The sequence below is a fragment of the Legionella saoudiensis genome, from assembly GCF_001465875.1.
Classification (GTDB): Bacteria; Pseudomonadota; Gammaproteobacteria; order Legionellales; family Legionellaceae; genus Legionella; species Legionella saoudiensis.
In genome coordinates this window covers 224031-243764 of record NZ_LN901322.1, presented here as the reverse complement: position 1 = coordinate 243764, position 19734 = coordinate 224031, and the positions used below count along the sequence as shown (strand labels likewise).

The following is a 19734-nucleotide window of genomic DNA, read 5'->3' as shown; positions in this document are numbered from 1 at the left end:
CTAAATCCGCCCTTCTAAGTACACGTGTTTGCTTATTCATAACGCCCTTCCTTGTACCAACGATCATTGTCCACATAATCCTGTTTTTGTTGTGCTTGCCGATGTGCTAAGTCCGCTTCAGATGCCTGAATCTCCTGTTGTGTACTGCTCTCTTGGTGTTGGTAGGCTTTCGATAAATCTTCTCGATTATCCATACGCAGATCGTGCGCTTGCTGGATGGTGTTGTCTTGCACCTGGCTTAAATGCCGCTCGTGCGATTTATTTAAAACGCCTCCAGAACCCTCCCGATGGGCTTGCTTGATGAGTGCTTTTTGATGGGTATTCATCGAAGCACGTTGCGCTTCAAATTGGTTTTTCACGTGCTCAGGTGGTGAGTGCATCATACGGCTTACTTGCTCTTTGACTGCCGATTGTCCTTGGGAAGAGCTCATAAATTGATCGGCCAATTGTTGTTGTGCGCTCAAGCTTGAAGCATCGGTCCCCATCAATGCTTTTTCTACCTGGACCCCATGATGCTGCACCGCCCAATCATGAAACGCCTGATCCAATACTCTATCCATACCGTCGGAGTGTTCTTTCACACGATTAGCCATGTGCTGATAATGTTCGCCCTTACTGTATTCAGCTGAGGCCATATCCGATAAAGCATGTCCTTGGGATAGGTTGGCTGCGATTTGTTCGGATTTTGACAAATTAAACGAATCATTGGCATCCAAGTGGTGCGTCTTGGCTGTAGACTCCATGTGGTTCAATGCACTAGAGAATGATTGACCTTCACTGGAGTTAAAAAAGGCTTGAACCGAGTTAGAAGCAGACAAACCTGTTTTCAAACTCGTGCTCGCTTCTCCAGAAATACCCGTGACTGCATGGGCGAACGATCCAAATACCCCTTTGCGTGTATCAATTCTGGCCGAAACCGCCGCATCCCAAGACACTTGCCCAGATTTGTCATGATTTTGATTGTATTGGTTAACCGCATCGTGCATTTGACGAATATCTTGATTCAAGGCGTTACTGAGCGTTCTATTAATCCCCGTTCCTTCGCGCACCTCACTGGCATCGCTTTCATTAAATTGAGAAAGCCCACTCAAGGCTTGTTGGTAATGAGAATCGGCACTGGTTCGATGCGACTGGGCATTTTGGAACGATTGGCTTGCACTGTCTTGCAATGAGGAGCTGATTCTGTCGGATGCGTGTAATCGCGTTGCCATCTGACTCATCGCAGACTGTGTGTTAATCACGCGTGACCCATCAATTCCTTGCGAAAGCAAGGCACCGTTATCCGCTTGAACAGTAGCCCGCCCTTCCATATGCTGATAATTGGTATCCCATTTATTCGCATGCGTGTTGTTGTAGTTCATGTTCCAACCACTGTAAGAGGCCATCGAAATATTACCTTGTGTGGCCGATTGCGCTTCTCCTGTCGATAAGGATTGCGCCATGCCTCCCAGATGTTGAGACGCAGCACTTAATAAATTAGGTAAGCCTTTGGCAATAAACAGCGAAATCACAGGCACACTAATAGCCAAGCCCCCTGCCGTATACGCAAAGCTGCTTTGAATACTAGCAATGGAATCAATGGTTGAAAAAGTAACCCCACCATTTTTAGAACCAAATAAAGTCAATGTGGTAGAAGAAGCTAACGACACAAAGAAATGAATAATGATAAACATTGGAGGCCAAGACCATAAAAACACCTGGGTTTGCATGTAGATCATGTATACCCCATGCATGGCTGGCACTAGTGCTAATAACATCACTAAAGGAAAAATACACAACGTCAGCATCCAAAAGACGGTCATATAATAAGGAAGCCGATAGCCTGCAAGCCAAAAACTATTCGCCTCAGCCACGTGCATTTTTTGCAGACTGGAGCTGTTTGTGTAATTCATCAGCTCCGCATCAGCGCCAGCAAAAGCAAAGGCATCAAGCGCGGATTCACGAGTGGCATTAATTAAAATATTTTGCGTAAGGACATTGGCTGCATCTTTGGACACATTCATAAAATAGGAATGCGCTGCCGCCAAACCATCACTAAACTTCTCTTTATCGCCCTTGGTCATAATATTCGACAAATGAACGAGTTGTTTTTCTATTCCCGTATTCAATTCTGGTTTTAAACGTGCTGCTGCATCAATACAGCTCAAATTGGATCCATCATGAAATAAGACACGATAAATAGGAGACGGATGCTCAAAATACAGGCGAATTAAATCCGAGCTGTGCTTCATTTCATTGGGTGAAATTTGCTGACTTCCCAATAGTTTGGCTGCAAAAATGCATTGCCTGATGTAAGTGGACAAATCACGAGAGAGCTCAGGCGACAAAGATAAATTAGAACTGGTAGAAGCTAAGAAAGTGCGTGAACCAAACAACATACCAGTTTGGGTGTAATCTAAATCCTGTGGCATATGAAACACATCACTAAACACTTTAGTAATCCCATACCCAATACCACTAATAAGTGCTGCAGGAAGCCCTACTCCTAATGGCACATTATCTACAGTAAGTGCAGGCCCCGCTGAATCAGCCGTTTGCATATCAATAATGGCAACCGGGGTTTTGATGCCTAAAATACAAAACAAGAACACAAACGTACACAAAACATAACGACTAATGGCTTGAATCCGTTTACCACTGACGTATTGAAATCCAACCACCCCTACAGCAAGAATACTCACGATGTCTTGAGCTGATTTGTAGGTTGAAGTGCCAAGCAGTGTCACCATGGCATCCAATACGGTTTTGAGATATTCACCATTTTGTGGCGTATAAATGGTTAAAAGACTCATTGCGCGTCTCCATAATAGGCTGTTCTTAAAGTGGGTGTTAATGCACTTAATGCTTGTTTGACGTTGTTGCGAATTAATTCATTGGTTTGTAACGCTGCATTAAACCTCTCACGGCTCTCCGTACTAAAACGTGCTACAAACTGTTGTGCTAGTTGCAGGTTTTTGTATAAACGCTCTTCATTGTGAGCGCCTAGCTCTTTTCCTGAGAGCGAAGCGCGAATAATATCGAGGGAATTAGAAAGGTATTGTGCTAAAAGGTCCGTTGCCACACTTTGAGCCAACTCATAACTGCCTTGAATACCCGTGTTTTGTTGTGCGTTGGCAGAAATAAGATTAAAAACGGCAGGTTGTGTTAACTCAATCAGCCCCTTTTGCTTATCAGATAACTCTTTTCCCATTTTAATGTTGTCATAAATTCCCTGCAGTAATTCTTGTACCTGAGCTACTAAGGCTTTTTTAGCACTGATTTCTTGTGTACTTGTGGCATCAATGGATAAACAATGTGACTGTGGCCCTATGTCAGTGCAGTGGTAACTGGGTAACTTTCCTCCGTACAACAAGGCTTTAATAAAATCTTGATTGGTTGCAAGTGAGGGGTACGTCATTAACGCCCCTTTCGCATTAAAGACAATGGTTCCCGAAATGGACATGTACACTTCTGCTAATTTGGGATCTTGTGCAATAAACTGATTAATTTGTAAGGAGTCCCAAACAATATTGGTGTTGATTAACACGCGGTCCTTGTATTCAGGATTATTTTTAGCTTGAGCCAATATGGAATCGGCGTCACCACCTGTGGAACATTTTTGGCGTGCCATGGCCCAATCTGTAAAGGTTCCTTGATGACGACCTAAATCTTCGCAAAGACGCTGTTGTGCTGCCCTATTTCGTGGCCACACCGCAGCACTTAAATTTTCACCCATTTCACAGGAATTAAAATTAGTGCCATTAATTTCATTCGCTAGTTTTTGCATAAACTGCATTGCATGCGCGATTTCAGGCAATTCTGTTTCTAAAGCCAGATTTAATGCATAGCCTGCTCCTCCCGATAATATATTTTGCATGAACTTCACAATCTGATCCGACTTAATGAAGGAAAATCCGCCTGCAAAGAGATCAATGCCGCCACAACCAGAGCGCATTCCAGGAACATCCACATGCGCAAGGCGGATAGTGCGTACTTGATTCCGAGCATACACCGAACCAAGAGCCGCATAACCCGCTGCTTGTGTTTGATAGGCATGCGAGCCCGTCACATTGGCATCAAACCCCAAATTATTAAAAAAATGGGATAAATCGGATTCTGCATTCGCAAAGAGCTGACTGGTCCCTAACAACAATAAGGCGGCAACAGTTTTTTTAAACAGTGTCATACGCCGCGTAGTGAATCTATTCATCATGAAATTTCTCCTCCAAATGCGTCATAAGTTCATCCACGCGGTTTGCAAGTTGGGCAGGTTGTGCCTCACCAAACAACACGGCATAGGCTTGATTCGTAGGACGATTCACGAGGTACAAGGCAGGCACTACAGGCTTGTATTCACCAGACACATATAAGGTTTGAAACAATTCAGGCGTTAAATTGGCTGAATCAAATCCATCTAAAGACTCGCCATCCAAACTGTATGCCTCTACAGGGATATGAAAACTGGATGCAAAATCACGAAGTATTGGCGCAAATTGATGGCAATGAGGGCAGGTGGAGCGGTATATAAAAATAAAATAATGTTGCTCCGACAGCGCATTAATTCTCTTATTCTTGATACGCGCCATGTCCTGTTGCTCTTGTTTTTTATTTAAGAGTTGGGTTAATTCATCCAATGCCACATTTGCAAAAGAATGCGTACTAAGAAGGAATAGTACGATTAAAAAGAACCTTTTTTTCATTCATTCACTCCTTCATAACTGAATCGTTTAAACTGCGTCATCACATCAAAAATGCGCTGTTTCAGCTCTTCTAAAGATAAAAACCCATAAGACACAGGCGACATCTTATTGCTCTTTAAATCCACGAAATAAAGCGCGGGCATGTACTTCGCCTCAAGTGCTACTTGTTTTTGAACCGTTTCCAGAGGGATTGATTTAGGATTAGGAAGCCCATCAATGAGTTGGCCATCCGTACTGACTGAAATCATGGAAAAACCATATTCTTTAATAAAGGGAGTCAAATGCACGACCATTTTTTGTGAAATGGAGCTCGTGCCACGATAAAATAAGATAAAGCCATAGCGTGCACTGCTTTCATGAATCACTTTATTGATTAATACTTTTTGTGCATCATTACGTACCGCAATCGCTGAGTTGTCGGTTGGAAAATTCAGCGTGCTATCCAACTCAGGATGGACCAATAAGACTTGTTGCCAATAGCGCACAAATTGCTGATTATTTTTTGAATAATCCATCTGCGCTTTCATATACTCGTGCGTTGCATTAAAGGATGGCGCAATCAAAGCCTCTGCCAGTTTATTCAGAGTTTCCTTACGCTTATCCATTAAACGCTCATAAGGAGATTTCGCAACCGTTGCAGATCGTGGCTGTACTATTTTTTTAATCGGCTTGGACTGCTCTTCAACGCTATACCAATGAAATCCTTTTGCATGCTCCTGAACAATATCTGCATGAAGCGACGTCACGAACAATCCCCATACCAACAGCATTAACAGGCGGCTCATAATTCACCTGCCTTTTTCTGCATTCTTCGGGTAACTTCATCAATGGACTTTTTAGGATCTTGAGATTTAATCTTTAGATCACCTGCAATCCCTGCCGCTTTATTAGGTGTCCCATGACCAAAGGGATAGATAGGCGTTACAAAATCAACCCGCCCCAAATCCATTTTTTGCAGTTCTGCCACACTCATTCCTGCACAGGTTGGATGCTCTGCATCACCCAAACCACGGCCATTCACTTGTGTTAGACGGGCCTCTTGGATAATTCGGGCCATTTTGCTTGGAAAGACACAATAAGAGCGTTTATGTTCTAAACAAACCCCAGCCACTTTTTCACTACAATATTCGCCTAGATAATGAGCCACATAATTTAATTTAGCGCGCCCCAGCGCTTTGTCTTCTTCACGACAATGAAGCAAATCAATGTCTTTTCCCCATCCTTTATCATGGCAACAATCAATAAGATCCAAGGGCCATATTTTGCATTGCACGGCTTGTCCGCCAAAAAGAGATGCATTCGGTTGTTGGCTTAATTCATGCCCCGCTTCTCCTACAACTGCTAAAGAAGAAACACTTTGCCCAAAATCACTGTTTTGAGTTTGGGAATGCTCCGTGCACTCACCATCAGCACAAAATAAGTCTTTAATGCATTCGATAGGGGCTTCACACACATTTTCCTGGCAACTGTACGTCTGCTTATACAGAGCACAAGTTTGCTCATCAAAACGCACACACTCTGATGCTGTTTGGAAACACCCTTTGTTTTTCTGTGCGAGGCATTCATCAGCGGCAGCACTGGAACAAGAATACGTCAATTCTTTTGCCCAACACCCACGAGATATAGGAAGACCATCAATTACTTTAGGGGACTGAGTATCCGTGCATTTTTCCTTTTTGATTCGACACAGCGACCCCCTATTTTCAAAGCTCGTACAATGATTATCCCAATACTCTTGGCTGATATAGGGTTTGGAGTGTGCTGTGACCGTCAAAGCGACTTGAATGGGATAGACTCGTCCCCATCCTTTATTAATATAAAAGGTCAATAACCCATTATTCGCACACGTTGGAGTGCCAATTACCTGAACCCAATAAGCATTCGCACCATTATTTCGTATCGAATGAATGGTGGCACTCATGCCATCACAAGGATGCTTCATCCGAATGGGATAAGGAACCGAGCCGCCCACAGCATTAGTGATTGCTCCAGTCACCAAATTTACGGTAATCACTCCGGTCCATTTTTTAGCAACATAAAACGAAAAATCAGCGCGTTGCACTACTTTTTCAGAATCCACCAGGACCTTAAGGTTCTGGGAGCAGGTTTGATCGGGCAATGAACGAGAGCTGAAACATTGTTCTTCATGCGTCTTCATCGTGCAGATAGGCTTTTGATTCGAGCATTGAACGCGATCATTGGATTGTCCATGCGTAATCGCATAACTTTCAGCCTGAATCAATTGGGATTGAGCCAATACGGAATTGGCTTGATTGAGTTCAAATTTGTTTGTTCCAAAATGATCAATAACGGTTTGAGCACCAGGATCAATTTTAATCGCCGCATTAGCCTGACTTGATAAATCCGTTTGTTCCTTTTGAACCCCTTGATAATATCCTTCTTGTGCGGGATGCTCTGAATACTTTTCAAAAATCGCTTGAGGTTCAAACCCACGCATAGCCTCTTTGGGTTGGGCATTTAACGATTTAGCATACTTTTTAAAGCCGTTAAAATCGGTCCCTGTTTGATTCGCAAAACAGCCCATAGAAAGTAGTGCCATCAACACACCCCACTTAAGCATTAGCATTCTCCAAAAGAGCCTGTGCCACCTCATTGGCACTATCACCTTTCTGCGCTATGAGTTGTAAACTTTTTTTTATAGACGCATTGCCATACACCACATCATAAGTCTGTTCAGGACAAAGTAATTGCTGCCCACAAGAGCTAGGCCTTTTACTTACAACCAATGCAGGTACTGCAGTAATATGAAATTGTTCAAACCATAAAGGATCAACCGACACCCCATTAAATGCCCATTTGGATTCTTTTGCCTTAGCATGAAGCTTAGAAAACGCCGTAATGGTTTTTTTAAAATCACCCTCAATCAAACCATTAATCACTACTGGAATTTTATAAGAAGCTGCTTCATCGCTCAGTGAAAACAACAAGGATTCAGGCATGGAAAAAGACACAAATAATACAGCGCCATCAACGGTTTGGCCTTTTTGAGCAATAGGGGTGCCTTGCCGTGATTGCTCAATAATTTGATCAATCAAGGTCTTACTTTGGGCAATAGATTGGTTGGATGCTACATTCCAATGCGCCAACGTATCCTGGCTTACGGAATCGTGTGCTGTCTTCCCTATTGCCGATGCCTCATTAAGAAAATCATTCACGTTGGCATGACTTGAGGTGACTAAAAACAGGCTACTTAAAAAAATTCCAAATGCATTCATGATTCATCCCCATCATTTAAAGAAAACAACAGTTTCTTTTCTTCCAAATCAAAAACCCAAAATTGTCTCCGTCACCTGGATAGGTGTGTCCTGCTTCCCAGCTAATCACCGATCGTCCAAAGGGATGGCATTGACGCGCTTCTGGTAAAGTGTTCACCAACTGATAGCGATAACGATCTTTAGGCATAATGCTTGATGCATAGGTATGACACACAGCAGGCCAATCTTGGCCTATTGAATCGCGAATCGCAGGGGTTGGAGGTCGATGTAATTTAAAATCAACGCGTTCGGCAAGTAAGGCGGCGGTACTTATGGGACTTGCCTGGTGTGCAACAAAACCCGTTAATGGATACGTAGAGCCTTGTGCACCCTGACACCAAAAAAGGCTGTTCACGGCGGTGCCTGCAAGTGCTTTACTCGCATCAAAAGCACAGGAAGCTCGTGCAGGTGGCGAGGTAAATAAAACAGCCTCTGGATTTAAAACAAAAGCCAGTTCTGAATCATTCCAGGTAGGGTCTAGTTCCGATGGATATAAGATGTCAAAATCTTCAGTTTCCATACACCCTAAGGACGTTAACACCTGCAGCCAATACACCAGAGGGTACTTGTACCAATGAACGTAATAGAACGCACCTCGCCCATCCACCTCTGGCATCTGGGAGCCGCCTAACCCTTTTTTTGTAACATTCAGCTGCACACCTAAATTGACCATGCACCAGGGTTTCGGTGTCACATCAACCAAAGCAGCAGGCTCCCAATAACCAATGGTGACGCCTAAACGCTCGCCAATGGGCGTGGGGCATAAGCACAAAGGATTGCCTGGATTGTTTGTATCAGGATAACTGCTCTTAACCACCTCACTGCTGCCAAGGGTGAGTGGAAACAAACAATTCCAGCAGACATCCGTAATTGGATTAACAAAATGTCCTTTGCACTGAGAGGCATAAACGAAGTTCAGCGAACTCAATAAGAAAAGCACTATAAATCGGGTAATCAACGTTTTTTTATTCATAGTACTTACTCCTATTTACGTAACTCGTGTTGTCCAATTTCTTGAATACGCCAAACCAATCCCTCTTGGCTGACCACAGAAGGCACATGCTTTAAGTGAAAATAACGACTCAAGCGCCCTTCCAAATCAAAATAAACCGAACTCAAAACTTCGGAAGCCGCCTTAACATCCCCTCCAGTTAAAATAAATTTCACCTGGTCAAAATGCGTGTAATGCGTTTTGACCCAGGCTAGTTGCTTCGGATCATCAGCATCGAAAAAAAACAGCGTTTTAGAAAAGGACACGCGTTCAAAAGGATTAAGATGCGTCCCTTTCTTCGCAATCAATGTCCCATCGTGGGCATACAGCGTTTGATTCACGACGATACTGGGATCTAGCTCATGCGATTTAGGAGTCGTTGTCGTGTGTAAATGAAGAGGCTTAGGCCTTCTCACCTGCTCCTCCACTCGCGCCACTATGTGTTGTTGATGCTGTTTCAGGGCGCCTGATTGCTCAAGGCGATGCAGCTTCGCCATGATGATCTGGCGGATGTCTTGCTCAATCACAGGAAAAATCTGGCCGTAATTGCCTAAATTTTTGGCATATACCGGAGCAATGATCATTAAAAGAGCTGCAATCAAACCCGCAACGTTCTTCATAGTGCACCCAGCTGTTCCAAAGTGGCGGCAATCACCTCATCCGTCACATCAAACCGTCCACTGGAAATCACTGTTGCGGTGATTAGGGTTACATGATGAGAAGCCCCATACTGAGATAAGACCTGAGGCAACAACGACGAATACTGCTTTAACACCTTCTTTTGTTCTTGTTCTGATAAGTTACTTTGACTCAATAAAACAGCAGGCTGATTGAGTAAGCGCTGCATATCCACTACAGCAATCGGTGTAGGCTTGTGCAAGCCCCATAACACCATGCCAGACAAGATTAGAACCACTAGAATTAAGAGTTGGGCCTTATAATTACGCAGCATTGACAAGCCCTCCTTCTACCAACACGTTTTTGGATAAATCATAATATTTGTTAGCTACCAACATCGCGGCATGAATGTATGAATACCCTTGCTCGATGTAATTCATTACTGCTTGATAATCACGTCCATCAGAAGACAATAAGACCTTCGTAAACGGATCAACAAAAAGCCGATGAAAGGAGGAAATGCCGTCTGCACGAACCAGAACCTGAGAAAATCCAGCATCCTTCGCTTTAGGAAAACCAGAAAGTAATTTAAATTCAAAATCAGAAAACGTGTTATGCTCCTGTTGGTGCTTGACGAGGGAGTCTCCATCTTGAAGAAAAATGAGTTTGATTGCCGAATTTTCCCAAGCAGCACGTGCTTCAGGAAATGCGTAGTAATCATCAATACCTTGCGTGATTGTTACAAAGGACGCATTATGCCGCCGTCCTGTTCGAAACCCTCGATTAATGAAATTTACTGCAATTTGATCACCAGAGAATAAAGACCAAGCTTCATCAATAATGCACATTTTTTGACGACTGCGATCGGAATTAAACATTCGGCCTTGAAACTGAGACAAAATAGACAGCAATACCGGTGCTCGAATGTGTTCATCGTCCTCAATTTCTTTTAAATCCACGACAATAATGCGGGCATCAGGCGCTAATTTAGAGGGTGCATTAAAAACAGTACCATGCTCTGAATGCGTGCAATAGGGATCAAGATTTTTCGCCAGAATTTTCCCTGTAGGGTATTTTTCTCGGTCGTTTTGATGCAATTCCAGAAGCTTACTTTGAACGTGATCAATTAACGTGGTTTGTTGATGTTCAGAAAACGCCTGCAGTATGGCCTCTCGTAACGTCCCGCGATCATCATCACTGGCTCCATCCTTAGCGCACGCTAATAATTGAAACAAGGAAAGAATATGCTGTATTTCTTTGCCAATATTCGTGACATGAGTAAAGGGATTCATTGCCAAATTTGAGTATTCCAGATACACGCCACCTAAAGCATGGCATAACTTCTTATAACTTCCTCCAACATCGACAATAAAGAGATCCCCTCCGTTGAACAGCACGTTGAGCATCAGCATTTGTATAAAAAAACTCTTTCCTCCGCCTGAGGTGCCTGTCACAGAAATGTTGTAGTTTGTGCCTAACTTACCTGAGAACGGATCAATACAAGAAAATTGATTACGTAATGTCGGCAATAAAATACCCGATCCTGTCCCTGACCAATCCGACAAAAGTGGCATGTATTGAGTCGCATTCCATGAGGAAATAGGCCACATCATCGTGGGTATTTGAAATCCTTTTTGGAGATGGTTCGTAAATAAAAAAGGCAACGCTGCCAAAAAATAAGGGGTTTGCATCCTGCGGCTTATCGCAAGCTTAATACCGTTATAAGAAAAACAAGTACGTGCTGCCTCCACATCGCGAGCATATTCAGCACGTCTGGAAAACAACACGACGTTATATAGCATCTTACAAGAACGCGTCTTTCCTGAAGCCAAATCATCACGAAAATGACGCCATTCACGTGCTTTTTTTTCAGTCCCTGCAACATGCAACGCATAATCGCCCTTCGCTTTTTTATCCAAATCACTAGTTTTGCGATTCGCACGCCCTTGAGCTTTATTTTGTTCATCAACCAGGTAGGTCACAGAAATAATGTGATTACAGGGAATGCTTTGCTCTGGATTAAAAATATTGGCGCTGTTATTGATATTATCCCAAAGATGGTATTCACCTGGTAAACCATCGATGGTCATCACCGAGGCAACCGTTTCAAAGGTCTTTCCTTGATTATTAACCCCTTTAAAAAGTAAGCCTTCTTTGGCCACCTCTACATCAAAATCACGGCCAACCACCTGATGTTGAATGAGTTTTTTTGGATCATAAGAGGATATTTTTGGGTAAATATTATCGGGTTCATGAGCCAGATAAAAATGAAGTAAACGTAATAACTCTTCAGCATTACAGGTTCTAAAACCAATTTTGGCTGACATGAGCGAGGCTTCAAAGGCGATACGAAATTGAGCAAAGCAGGCTTTAACCTCTTCCTCATTTTTTCCTTTGATTTTATCGACAACGACATAACATTCGGTTTGTGTAATTCGAGGATTGACATTGGTATTGGTTTTAAATCCATGAATTGCCGCCTCACCATAAAACGAGCGCAGACTTTTACCCATCACACTTAATTGCTCAAAATCTGGATTCATGAACTGCTTTGAAAAAGCATCCAGTTCATGCCCCACTTGATTGTGTTTGACTAAGATGAGCTGCAAGGTAAATTCATCAGAAACCTTGGTTCTTAAAATCGAATCCAACTGCTCTGCAATTTTTTCATTCGCACCGGTTAACGGGGTAATGCGGTACAATAAGCCTGTATTCCAGCGATTAATAAATAAATGCGATTCCTCATCATAATACTGATAAGGAAGTTCCTTACAAAAAAGAGGATATTGGTGATCGCCTACATTTAAGGTATTTTGAGAAGACGATTCCTCTTCCCCATCCACCAAATAATCATCAATTGAATTCCTAAAACCCTGGACGTATTTTTTTAGTGTTGCGAACATAGTTAATCCTAAAAAAGTTTCCGTTTCATTTATTTTGAATAAGCGCTGCAGCCTACACATTGCTCTTGTTGCACGTATTGCCCATCCGGTGTAAATCGCCGCGCATCCACCATCCGATTCACCTGCTCCATGCTTTGGCACCCACCACGCTCGACAAAGGGACAGCGAACATCTTGATGATCAAAAATAGAGCGTGAACATCCCGTAAGCGCCACTGCCGAACAACAGAACAAAACAAGCCATGCCTTAACCATGTACGTCTCCTGTAGGATTAACTGTTGAAAAGAGGGGTTGATTAGACATCCCATTCTGGTTTAAAAATTGCTGCGCGGTTTGCGTATCGGATTGAAATGTGGATTGCGGAGCTGAAGGCTCACCACTGCTACTATCCCCTGCTTCACCGCCTGCTCGGCTAATGGTTGTGGTAATTGCAGCCTCATTTTGAGCCGATTGATTATCAATAGATTTACCCGATTCAAACGATTGGTGCGCCCTATCAATCCAAAAGCCTTTGGTAAACATGATGGATACACGCCGCCCTGCACGCGCCACCACTAAAGGATGATAAATATCAGCGATTTTCATGATGTAGTCGGAGATTTTATTGGCCGGATTACTCACCGCCCCTCCTGCTGCGGATTGCATCAACGTAGAGGCCTGACCATAAGTCGTAATGGTGCCTGCGCCTGGATTAATGGTCTGAGCCGTATTGAGGTTTTTAAGTCCATCCCCAAAACCTGCTAAAATCCCAGCAGCCGCACTGTATTCTAAAAGAGGTTTGGTTTTTAAAATTGACGTACCGCGTAAGTCTTGCATCGCATCCAAATCATACACAGCCCCATACACCTTTTGCTCAAAACTTAAATTAGGTTTTGCACACGAAAGGGTTTCAAGGTGCATCACTACCGCATCATCGGACAAATCTCCATAAGTAGAGACAATAGCCAGACAACCATTAAGACGTGAATGGCGGTTATTGGGCATAATGCCATTAGAATCCAGGCGAATGAGTGCCGTTCCCATATTTTTAGCACCATTAATCCCAGCATCCCCTTTAGCTCCGCTCAGTAAAATGCCTTCAGCATGGGTTCCTGCCCAAACGTAATTATCCGGTGTACGCTCCTCTTTTTGTTGACGGCGGTAATTAAAATGAACCGTTTCAAGACCCGCTTTGCCATAATAGGCTTTTTCATCCTGTATGCGTTGTTTGTGACGCGCCTCGATTTCTTCACGTGTAGGGGGTCTTGCAGCCACTGCCGCTAAACTGGTTTGTGAGTTTTTAAGAAGGGCTACTTGTAGTTTTCCGTTGATTTCCTTATTTTCAAGCGCAAGCTTCTCTAATTGTTTTTGCATGGCGCTTAATAAGGCTTGGTTCTCCGAAACCAAATCGTCTGATTTATTAGGTGTACTCTTTTTATTTTTTTCTACCAACGCTTTGAGTGCATTAATTTGGCGTTGTTGTTTTTCAAGCACCGCTTCATCACTTAATTTACTAAAGGCACTGTCTAACACCCCATCGAACACTGGTTTTTTATTGGTAGGAGGTGTGGGTTGTGGCTTTGACGAATACAGATAAAATCCATAACACAATCCACCTAATAGTAGAAAAGCCAAGCCATTACGAAGCTGCTCTATTTTGGCACTTTGATTAGGATTGGTTTTTTTACTTTTATTCATTAACTTTTTAAACGATTTCATCATGACACGCTTCCTTATTACCCGATGTTGGATTGTTCACGGTAAATGCCATAAAAATAGGCGGTTTGACTGGGCTGCAGCATTTTTTCAGACAGCTCCATCGTCATCAATTTGGGGTGTTCAAATAAGCTTGCAGTTAATTCCATGGGTTTATTAGATTGATTTTCAACTCGATACACATAGCCTGAAGACTCTTTACCTCGGACTTGTTTCACCAGGGTTACTTTTAACTGTTTATGCAGCCGGAAGGTTGTGGGTTTGATGGCTACTTCTTGAAAACCAGAAGGTGTGGTTCCCTCCATAAGCGCCGTCATTAAATCACTTTGTTGGTATTGGCTCTGCTCTTGCGCCTTGGCATAATCAAACCCTTTTAATTTTTTAGATACCAATTTAATGGTTTTACCTAAATCATCAGTCGGAGAGACGGTGGCTGAAAAATGATGATTGAGGTTGGTGGTGAAATAAACTGTTAACGGAATATGCGCTAAGGGCTTTAAAACCACAGCACCATCCAAATCATCCTCAGACTCTTTGCTTTGCTCTATAATAAATGAGTGCTCAGGAAAGCTGACTTTAACAATGCGCTCCCCTTCTACATCAATGCGATTAAAATTAAGTGAAGACAAAGACAGCGCAAAACGCTCGCCTTCTTCAAATTTAAACGTAGCTACGGTATTGCCGGCATGCAGTGAGGTAGCAAAGACGCTACTTAACACAAAGAGTTGAAGTGGGTTCATTGACGGATCTCCTTAATAGTTTTAGGCCAAATCATCCCGTTAAGGTGCGCAAACTGAACTAAATACACTTTCTTTTGTGGTTTCACTTCAAGACCATGACTGGTTCGATTTAACGTTCCGTCTACCTTGGCTTGCAAAGTGGATTCATCTATGTGAATGTTTTTTTCATAAAATACGGAACTAATGTTTTTTTCTTTCACAACGGCTGACTCTGAGTCCAGAATGGTTTTGAATGCTTCTTGATGAGATGCAGGAATTAAATGGGCTAGTGATGCAAATCGGGCAGCAACTGTATCTGGATTGTAGGTTAATCGTAATTGAATGACCTTCTTAGTCATGTCTTTAATGTAAGAAGGAGAAAAGGAAGAATTACTTAAGAAGTACCCGTCCTCGGTACAAATGGGCAACCAATGCGTTTCTTTATTATTAACGACATGAACGCAAAGCCCACCTAAAATGAACACAGCAAGGGTAGCAGTGACAGCCCAAGCCAATGTCAGATGAAGCAACACTTTATTTTTTGAAAGCACATTGTCACGAAATACACTGTTCATAAACTCACCCCACGTAGATTCGATGCGCGGAATTTGGGAATGACCTAAAAAGAGGTGTCGTCATCGCATGCGGTAACGACCAATAAATTATTCCCAATAAAATTCGTAGGGGCAGCCCGCCATACTGAACATGCATGATCAAACTTAAAACAGCCCCAATCACAAAAAGCTGCGGCCCTAAACCCACCAATAATCCGATACCCGTGAGCAAATACACGGGCAATCCGGTGGTCAAAGGAATCCCTGCAATGCGCGGTTCCTCTGACAACATAAACGTGGAATAGTTATGCGACATAACTTAATCCCCAATGCGTGAAAATCATAAGTAAAGGCAATCCAACAAACACCCAAGGACTTTTAGTCTTCATCCAGGTAACACCAGCCACGAGTGTTTCACCCGCATATAAATAACCAGGCAAATCCGAGTTTTTACCGAAGGTAGCGCTTACATCTCCTTTCATCGCACTTAAATAATTTTGACCTTCTGCATGCCCCGTGCTGGTAAGGCATAAAACAACAACCCAACTTAAGACCAACAATGGGACTGACCACTGTATAAATTCATGAAGCTTGATACTGCTTTTTCTGATTACTGCGACTTTATTCATAATGCTCTCCTTTAGTTTGATGAACGTTGATTGATTGAATTCAATTCGTGGATTGAATGATTTATTTTTTGTACAAAAGGCCGTCATTTTTAATGAACCTCCTTTTTTTGGGTAAAGAAATCCCCTGAGCCCCAATTTGTGCTCATTTTTTATTCTTTTTTATTTAATAATTCGCGGTTTTAAAAAGAATTCTTAAACATGAATATTTGAATTGCGCTCATTAAGTACTCCTCTTCTATTGGCTTATTTTTATCTGTCAATGCACTGTTTCATTCTCGATCGGATACATTAAAAACAACTGTTGCCTTCTTAATAATGAATAAGCATATATCGCTGCTTGTGCATGTTTATCAAAATCAAAGCCACCTATGTTTAAAGCCGCCTGCTGCAAACAGGAAATACAACTCTCTAAAATATCAAATACTTCTTGTTCTACATTCATAATGGATTATTTTGATAAGTGATAAGGTTATTGAACCATCATTTAAATGAAGGTGCATTCACCTAGGTGCAAGGATAAGAAAAAAAATGAAAATTTTTTTTAGAATGAATAGGCTAATTAAAATAACTATTGAAATCGTAGGTAATTATCAAATATTTCATCAATTTTACATAGTCGGTAAAGAGTTGTTCTAGGTTAGACTCATGCAATCCCAGGTCCTTTAACCAGTTAAAAAAATCCTCTCCTTTTAACAAGTTATGCTCTTCTCTAAATTGTTCGACTTGATATATAAGCTCGTATTCTGTAATTGTGTACGTTTCTTGATCAAGAAGATACAGTAAGCATTGATAATTGAGCCTATTTTTTTTTGTTTCAGGAATTGATAATAATTTAAGAATATTTTCCGTCCTCTGTAGAGAAGGCGAACCCTCTGTCTGCTCATGCCTCGGAGCATGCAACCAAACTGGAGACAAAGTAGACTCAATTAATTTTTTTTCAAAAAGAGTAAACTCTCTTTTTTTTCTATTTAAATCAGAAACCGTAGAAAGAATGTGTTGTTGGTTTAAAGAAAGCAATAAGGACTTTGCATCCTCTTTTTTTGCGTCTATATAATTTGCTTTAATCAAATGGTAATGGTCTTCTGACACGTGTTGAGAAATTTTCTCCCACGTTCTTTCAGCATAAAAAATGGAGCGTATTGAATTTAAAACAGTTCCATTATTAATACTATTTAGTCGTTCAAGCGTTAGGCGGATATTGATTAAAGGAATAGTTTGCACGTTATTGAATTTAGAATAAGCAATTGCCACTTCATCGTCACCATCTACTTCTTCATTCTTATACATCTCATATATACGCCCATGCCCCCGCATGCCAAAAGAATCCAGCTCGGCTGCTCTCAAAGCCCCCATTGAAGCTGCACCCCAAACCTCAATACCGTAGTCTAATGCTGTTAATATTTCTTTATGCCACACAGAAGGAACCCAGGAAAAATTTCCATCGATGATAACTATCCGTTTATATCCTGATTTTATTGCTTTAAGTACATCTCCTTTTTTGATTGAAGGTAAATACCCTGCGTGAGGAAGTAGATGCATCGCCTCTTGGTGAGTTAACGAAGTTTCTAAGAAAACTACGGTTTTATGCATGGCTTATCAAATCCATAGAAATTAGTTTTACTTTTAAAATGCATATTTCTTTGTCATAGTATTTATAAACTAAAATATCCTGATTGTTTCCCTTAATCTTTTTAAACAAGGCCGAAAGTGCATCTTCTATTGTCGTTACCGAATAATTAGGCAACTTAGAAAAATCCTTCTTATCTTTGACGACAGGAAACTCACTAGTTTGAAAATCATACTTTGTATGAATCAAGTCATCACGGGAACCTGCTATTGTAGTTACTCGGGATTGAATGGCCTCGGTCAGTGCACGATTTAAAGCGATTTGTTTATCGAGATGACATCCACCACCTTTAAATAGAATTTGATTTTCAAAAGGATTTTTTGATTTAATCCATACCTCAAACGAGGGAATTTCATAAATATTTTCATGAAAGTAAATATGACAATCAAATTTTTCTGTTATATTTTTAACCATTCTGCCATTAACAAAATCAGTTTGAGATATCTTTAGAACATTTTGTCGTTCTATTACCTCTAGAATTCCGTGTAAAAGGGCCTCTTTATAGTTATTTCCCCCAGCAAGTCCAGTTGTATCAGGAGAGTAAATCAATACTTCCGGCAAATAAGAATTTAATGAGAACTCAGCAAAAGGCACGAGAATGGATTTTTTTGCAAATACTAATTCAGCTTGTACCCAATTCATTGGCCTTGATGAATCACTAAAGTGTACAGACTTTGAAAGATCGTTTAGTGGTATAAAAATAGCTTTGTCTTGAGCTAGCTCAAGCTCTGACTTATTAATTACTTGTGGGATTAATTCTTCGGCAAAATATACTTCAATGGACTCCATCAATGCCGAGCACTGAGCTGCCTCTTTTGTTAATCCTTTTCCCTGACTCGTGGTTAACGATTTTGCTCTAGGCCTTATTGCAGTATAGACAGGTAGCGGTAGCGCGGTGTAATCTAAATGGGTTAAATCGGCTAACCGTGTAATTCCTGCCAGTTTCTTGAAAGAAGTCAATACGCCTAGTGTTTCGCAGTAATTGCGAGCTCTTAAAGACGTTTCTTGATGCTCAAAAATCATTTAGGAAGCCTTTCATTAAGATAATAGGCATCAACACCAAAGTTTCTCAGTTCTGATACAAACAATTTACTTCGATATCCTGATGCACAATAAAATACCAACTTCTTATCTTTATAGGATAAGAAAAATGAATAATCAGTATTCTCTTTAATAGGAAAAAATAGATCATCTTCTAACTTAGTAATCTCTCGTTCTTCTTTTTGCCTTATATCAACTAGAAAATGTTTGGTTCTATCAAGTTGCCCCAGGGAAATTCCATGATCAGCGCCTTGATTCTGCAGATAACTTAAGCTGATTTTTCTTTGTTTACATGCAAAACAGTTATTATTTTGCTTTATAGGCATGGAAGAGATGTTGAAGTTTTTTGCATCTATTATTCGTATCTGTGGTACTTTCTCATTCTCTATCTTGAGTAAATAATTTAATGCCAGATTAGCAGCCATGGTTCCTGCCATTCCTGTCACAGTGCCTAGCACACCCGCTTCCGAACAATTAGGTATTACACCTATAGGTGGTGGATTAGGGTATAGACAACGATAACAAAGGTGCTTTGTATCAAATAAAGCAAGCTGAATGATATTGACCAAAATACTACAGCTTATAAATACTTTATTCTTTAAAACACAAATATCGTTAATAAGGTATCTTGTTTCAAAATTATCTGTTCCGTCAATAATCAAGTCGATATCGGATACTAAGGAATATCCTAAATCCACATCAAACCTTTTAGTGTGAGCCTCTATAACAATATTTTTATTAATTTTACTTAAAACATCCCTCGCCTTTTCTGCCTTATAAAACCCAATATCGCATTCATTAAATAAGATCTGTCTATGCAAATTAGAAAGGTCTACTTTATCATCGTCGACAAGAATTAACTTTCCAACACCAGCTGCGGCAAGATATTGAGCTACTGGACTGCCTATCCCGCCGAGTCCAACGATCATAATTGTTGCGTTATTTATTATTTTTTGACCTTGCTCTCCAATAACGGAAATTTGACGTTTGTATCTATCCACTC

20 protein-coding genes are annotated in these 19734 nt (G+C 41.3%); all 20 read right to left on the bottom strand.

Features of this window, described 5'->3' with window-relative positions; all coding sequences use genetic code 11:
- Positions 1-32 precede the first annotated feature (32 nt).
- A complete protein-coding gene (locus tag BN3124_RS05480) occupies positions 33-2792 on the bottom strand; it encodes a conjugal transfer protein TraG N-terminal domain-containing protein (RefSeq protein WP_058533796.1) in 2760 nt (919 codons plus the stop codon).
- Positions 2789-4192, bottom strand: coding sequence for a conjugal transfer protein TraH (locus tag BN3124_RS05475; protein ID WP_058533795.1), 1404 nt, complete (start codon positions 4190-4192; stop codon positions 2789-2791). Before BN3124_RS05475 ends, BN3124_RS05480 begins: the two co-directional genes overlap by 4 nt.
- Positions 4182-4679, bottom strand: a complete 498-nt coding sequence (trbB, locus tag BN3124_RS05470; RefSeq protein WP_058533794.1) for a type-F conjugative transfer system pilin assembly thiol-disulfide isomerase TrbB — start codon at positions 4677-4679, stop codon at positions 4182-4184. The genes BN3124_RS05475 and trbB overlap by 11 nt, the downstream gene beginning before the upstream one ends.
- Entirely contained in the window at positions 4676-5464 is a 789-nt protein-coding gene (traF, locus tag BN3124_RS05465; protein ID WP_058533793.1) for a type-F conjugative transfer system pilin assembly protein TraF, read from the bottom strand. The genes trbB and traF overlap by 4 nt, the downstream gene beginning before the upstream one ends.
- Positions 5461-7260, bottom strand: coding sequence for a type-F conjugative transfer system mating-pair stabilization protein TraN (gene traN, locus BN3124_RS05460; protein WP_058533792.1), 1800 nt, complete (start codon positions 7258-7260; stop codon positions 5461-5463). The genes traF and traN overlap by 4 nt, the downstream gene beginning before the upstream one ends.
- Positions 7253-7915: a type-F conjugative transfer system pilin assembly protein TrbC gene (trbC, locus tag BN3124_RS05455; protein ID WP_058533791.1), complete on the bottom strand. Its 663-nt coding sequence runs from the start codon at positions 7913-7915 to the stop codon at positions 7253-7255. The genes traN and trbC overlap by 8 nt, the downstream gene beginning before the upstream one ends.
- A gap of 16 nt (positions 7916-7931) precedes the next feature.
- Positions 7932-8927, bottom strand: coding sequence for a conjugal transfer pilus assembly protein TraU (gene traU, locus BN3124_RS05450; RefSeq protein ID WP_058533790.1), 996 nt, complete (start codon positions 8925-8927; stop codon positions 7932-7934).
- An 11-nt stretch (positions 8928-8938) separates the two neighbouring features.
- The gene (gene traW, locus BN3124_RS05445) at positions 8939-9565 is read right to left on the bottom strand and encodes a type-F conjugative transfer system protein TraW (protein ID WP_058533789.1); all 627 of its coding nucleotides are present in this window, start codon (positions 9563-9565) and stop codon (positions 8939-8941) included.
- Positions 9562-9897 carry a type-F conjugative transfer system protein TrbI gene (gene trbI, locus BN3124_RS05440; protein ID WP_058533788.1) on the bottom strand — a complete coding sequence of 112 codons (336 nt, stop codon included), beginning with the start codon at positions 9895-9897 and terminating at the stop codon, positions 9562-9564. Before trbI ends, traW begins: the two co-directional genes overlap by 4 nt.
- Positions 9887-12466, bottom strand: coding sequence for a type IV secretion system protein TraC (gene traC, locus BN3124_RS05435; protein WP_058533787.1), 2580 nt, complete (start codon positions 12464-12466; stop codon positions 9887-9889). The genes trbI and traC overlap by 11 nt, the downstream gene beginning before the upstream one ends.
- A gap of 29 nt (positions 12467-12495) precedes the next feature.
- The gene (locus tag BN3124_RS05430; protein ID WP_019235305.1) at positions 12496-12720 is read right to left on the bottom strand and encodes a hypothetical protein; all 225 of its coding nucleotides are present in this window, start codon (positions 12718-12720) and stop codon (positions 12496-12498) included.
- Positions 12713-14167: a TraB/VirB10 family protein gene (locus BN3124_RS05425; RefSeq protein ID WP_058533786.1), complete on the bottom strand. Its 1455-nt coding sequence runs from the start codon at positions 14165-14167 to the stop codon at positions 12713-12715. The genes BN3124_RS05430 and BN3124_RS05425 overlap by 8 nt, the downstream gene beginning before the upstream one ends.
- A gap of 14 nt (positions 14168-14181) precedes the next feature.
- Entirely contained in the window at positions 14182-14901 is a 720-nt protein-coding gene (traK, locus tag BN3124_RS05420) for a type-F conjugative transfer system secretin TraK (protein WP_058533785.1), read from the bottom strand.
- Entirely contained in the window at positions 14898-15455 is a 558-nt protein-coding gene (locus BN3124_RS05415; RefSeq protein WP_058533784.1) for a TraE/TraK family type IV conjugative transfer system protein, read from the bottom strand. Before BN3124_RS05415 ends, traK begins: the two co-directional genes overlap by 4 nt.
- Positions 15456-15459: 4 nt before the next feature.
- The gene (gene traL / locus BN3124_RS05410; protein ID WP_058533783.1) at positions 15460-15750 is read right to left on the bottom strand and encodes a type IV conjugative transfer system protein TraL; all 291 of its coding nucleotides are present in this window, start codon (positions 15748-15750) and stop codon (positions 15460-15462) included.
- Positions 15740-16063: a type IV conjugative transfer system pilin TraA gene (locus tag BN3124_RS05405; RefSeq protein ID WP_058533782.1), complete on the bottom strand. Its 324-nt coding sequence runs from the start codon at positions 16061-16063 to the stop codon at positions 15740-15742. The genes traL and BN3124_RS05405 overlap by 11 nt, the downstream gene beginning before the upstream one ends.
- Positions 16064-16319: 256 nt before the next feature.
- Entirely contained in the window at positions 16320-16505 is a 186-nt protein-coding gene (locus tag BN3124_RS05400) for a hypothetical protein (protein WP_004450445.1), read from the bottom strand.
- 113 nt (positions 16506-16618) lie between these two features.
- Positions 16619-17653: a TfuA-like protein gene (locus tag BN3124_RS05395; RefSeq protein ID WP_058533781.1), complete on the bottom strand. Its 1035-nt coding sequence runs from the start codon at positions 17651-17653 to the stop codon at positions 16619-16621.
- Positions 17646-18713, bottom strand: a complete 1068-nt coding sequence (locus BN3124_RS05390; RefSeq protein ID WP_058533780.1) for a YcaO-like family protein — start codon at positions 18711-18713, stop codon at positions 17646-17648. The genes BN3124_RS05395 and BN3124_RS05390 overlap by 8 nt, the downstream gene beginning before the upstream one ends.
- Positions 18710-19732, bottom strand: coding sequence for a HesA/MoeB/ThiF family protein (locus tag BN3124_RS05385; protein WP_058533779.1), 1023 nt, complete (start codon positions 19730-19732; stop codon positions 18710-18712). The genes BN3124_RS05390 and BN3124_RS05385 overlap by 4 nt, the downstream gene beginning before the upstream one ends.
- Positions 19733-19734: the final 2 nt, after the last annotated feature.

Bases quoted from the DNA above. Each gene is read 5' to 3' on its own strand.
- BN3124_RS05480 (WP_058533796.1), bottom strand. From the start codon at position 2,792: ATGAGTCTTTTAACCATTTATACGCCACAAAATGGTGAATATCTCAAA.
- BN3124_RS05475 (WP_058533795.1), bottom strand. From the start codon at position 4,192: ATGATGAATAGATTCACTACGCGGCGTATGACACTGTTTAAAAAAACT.
- trbB (WP_058533794.1), bottom strand. From the start codon at position 4,679: ATGAAAAAAAGGTTCTTTTTAATCGTACTATTCCTTCTTAGTACGCAT.
- traF (WP_058533793.1), bottom strand. From the start codon at position 5,464: ATGAGCCGCCTGTTAATGCTGTTGGTATGGGGATTGTTCGTGACGTCG.
- traN (WP_058533792.1), bottom strand. From the start codon at position 7,260: ATGCTTAAGTGGGGTGTGTTGATGGCACTACTTTCTATGGGCTGTTTT.
- trbC (WP_058533791.1), bottom strand. From the start codon at position 7,915: ATGAATGCATTTGGAATTTTTTTAAGTAGCCTGTTTTTAGTCACCTCA.
- traU (WP_058533790.1), bottom strand. From the start codon at position 8,927: ATGAATAAAAAAACGTTGATTACCCGATTTATAGTGCTTTTCTTATTG.
- traW (WP_058533789.1), bottom strand. From the start codon at position 9,565: ATGAAGAACGTTGCGGGTTTGATTGCAGCTCTTTTAATGATCATTGCT.
- trbI (WP_058533788.1), bottom strand. From the start codon at position 9,897: ATGCTGCGTAATTATAAGGCCCAACTCTTAATTCTAGTGGTTCTAATC.
- traC (WP_058533787.1), bottom strand. From the start codon at position 12,466: ATGTTCGCAACACTAAAAAAATACGTCCAGGGTTTTAGGAATTCAATT.
- BN3124_RS05430 (WP_019235305.1), bottom strand. From the start codon at position 12,720: ATGGTTAAGGCATGGCTTGTTTTGTTCTGTTGTTCGGCAGTGGCGCTT.
- BN3124_RS05425 (WP_058533786.1), bottom strand. From the start codon at position 14,167: ATGATGAAATCGTTTAAAAAGTTAATGAATAAAAGTAAAAAAACCAAT.
- traK (WP_058533785.1), bottom strand. From the start codon at position 14,901: ATGAACCCACTTCAACTCTTTGTGTTAAGTAGCGTCTTTGCTACCTCA.
- BN3124_RS05415 (WP_058533784.1), bottom strand. From the start codon at position 15,455: ATGAACAGTGTATTTCGTGACAATGTGCTTTCAAAAAATAAAGTGTTG.
- traL (WP_058533783.1), bottom strand. From the start codon at position 15,750: ATGTCGCATAACTATTCCACGTTTATGTTGTCAGAGGAACCGCGCATT.
- BN3124_RS05405 (WP_058533782.1), bottom strand. From the start codon at position 16,063: ATGAATAAAGTCGCAGTAATCAGAAAAAGCAGTATCAAGCTTCATGAA.
- BN3124_RS05400 (WP_004450445.1), bottom strand. From the start codon at position 16,505: ATGAATGTAGAACAAGAAGTATTTGATATTTTAGAGAGTTGTATTTCC.
- BN3124_RS05395 (WP_058533781.1), bottom strand. From the start codon at position 17,653: ATGCATAAAACCGTAGTTTTCTTAGAAACTTCGTTAACTCACCAAGAG.
- BN3124_RS05390 (WP_058533780.1), bottom strand. From the start codon at position 18,713: ATGATTTTTGAGCATCAAGAAACGTCTTTAAGAGCTCGCAATTACTGC.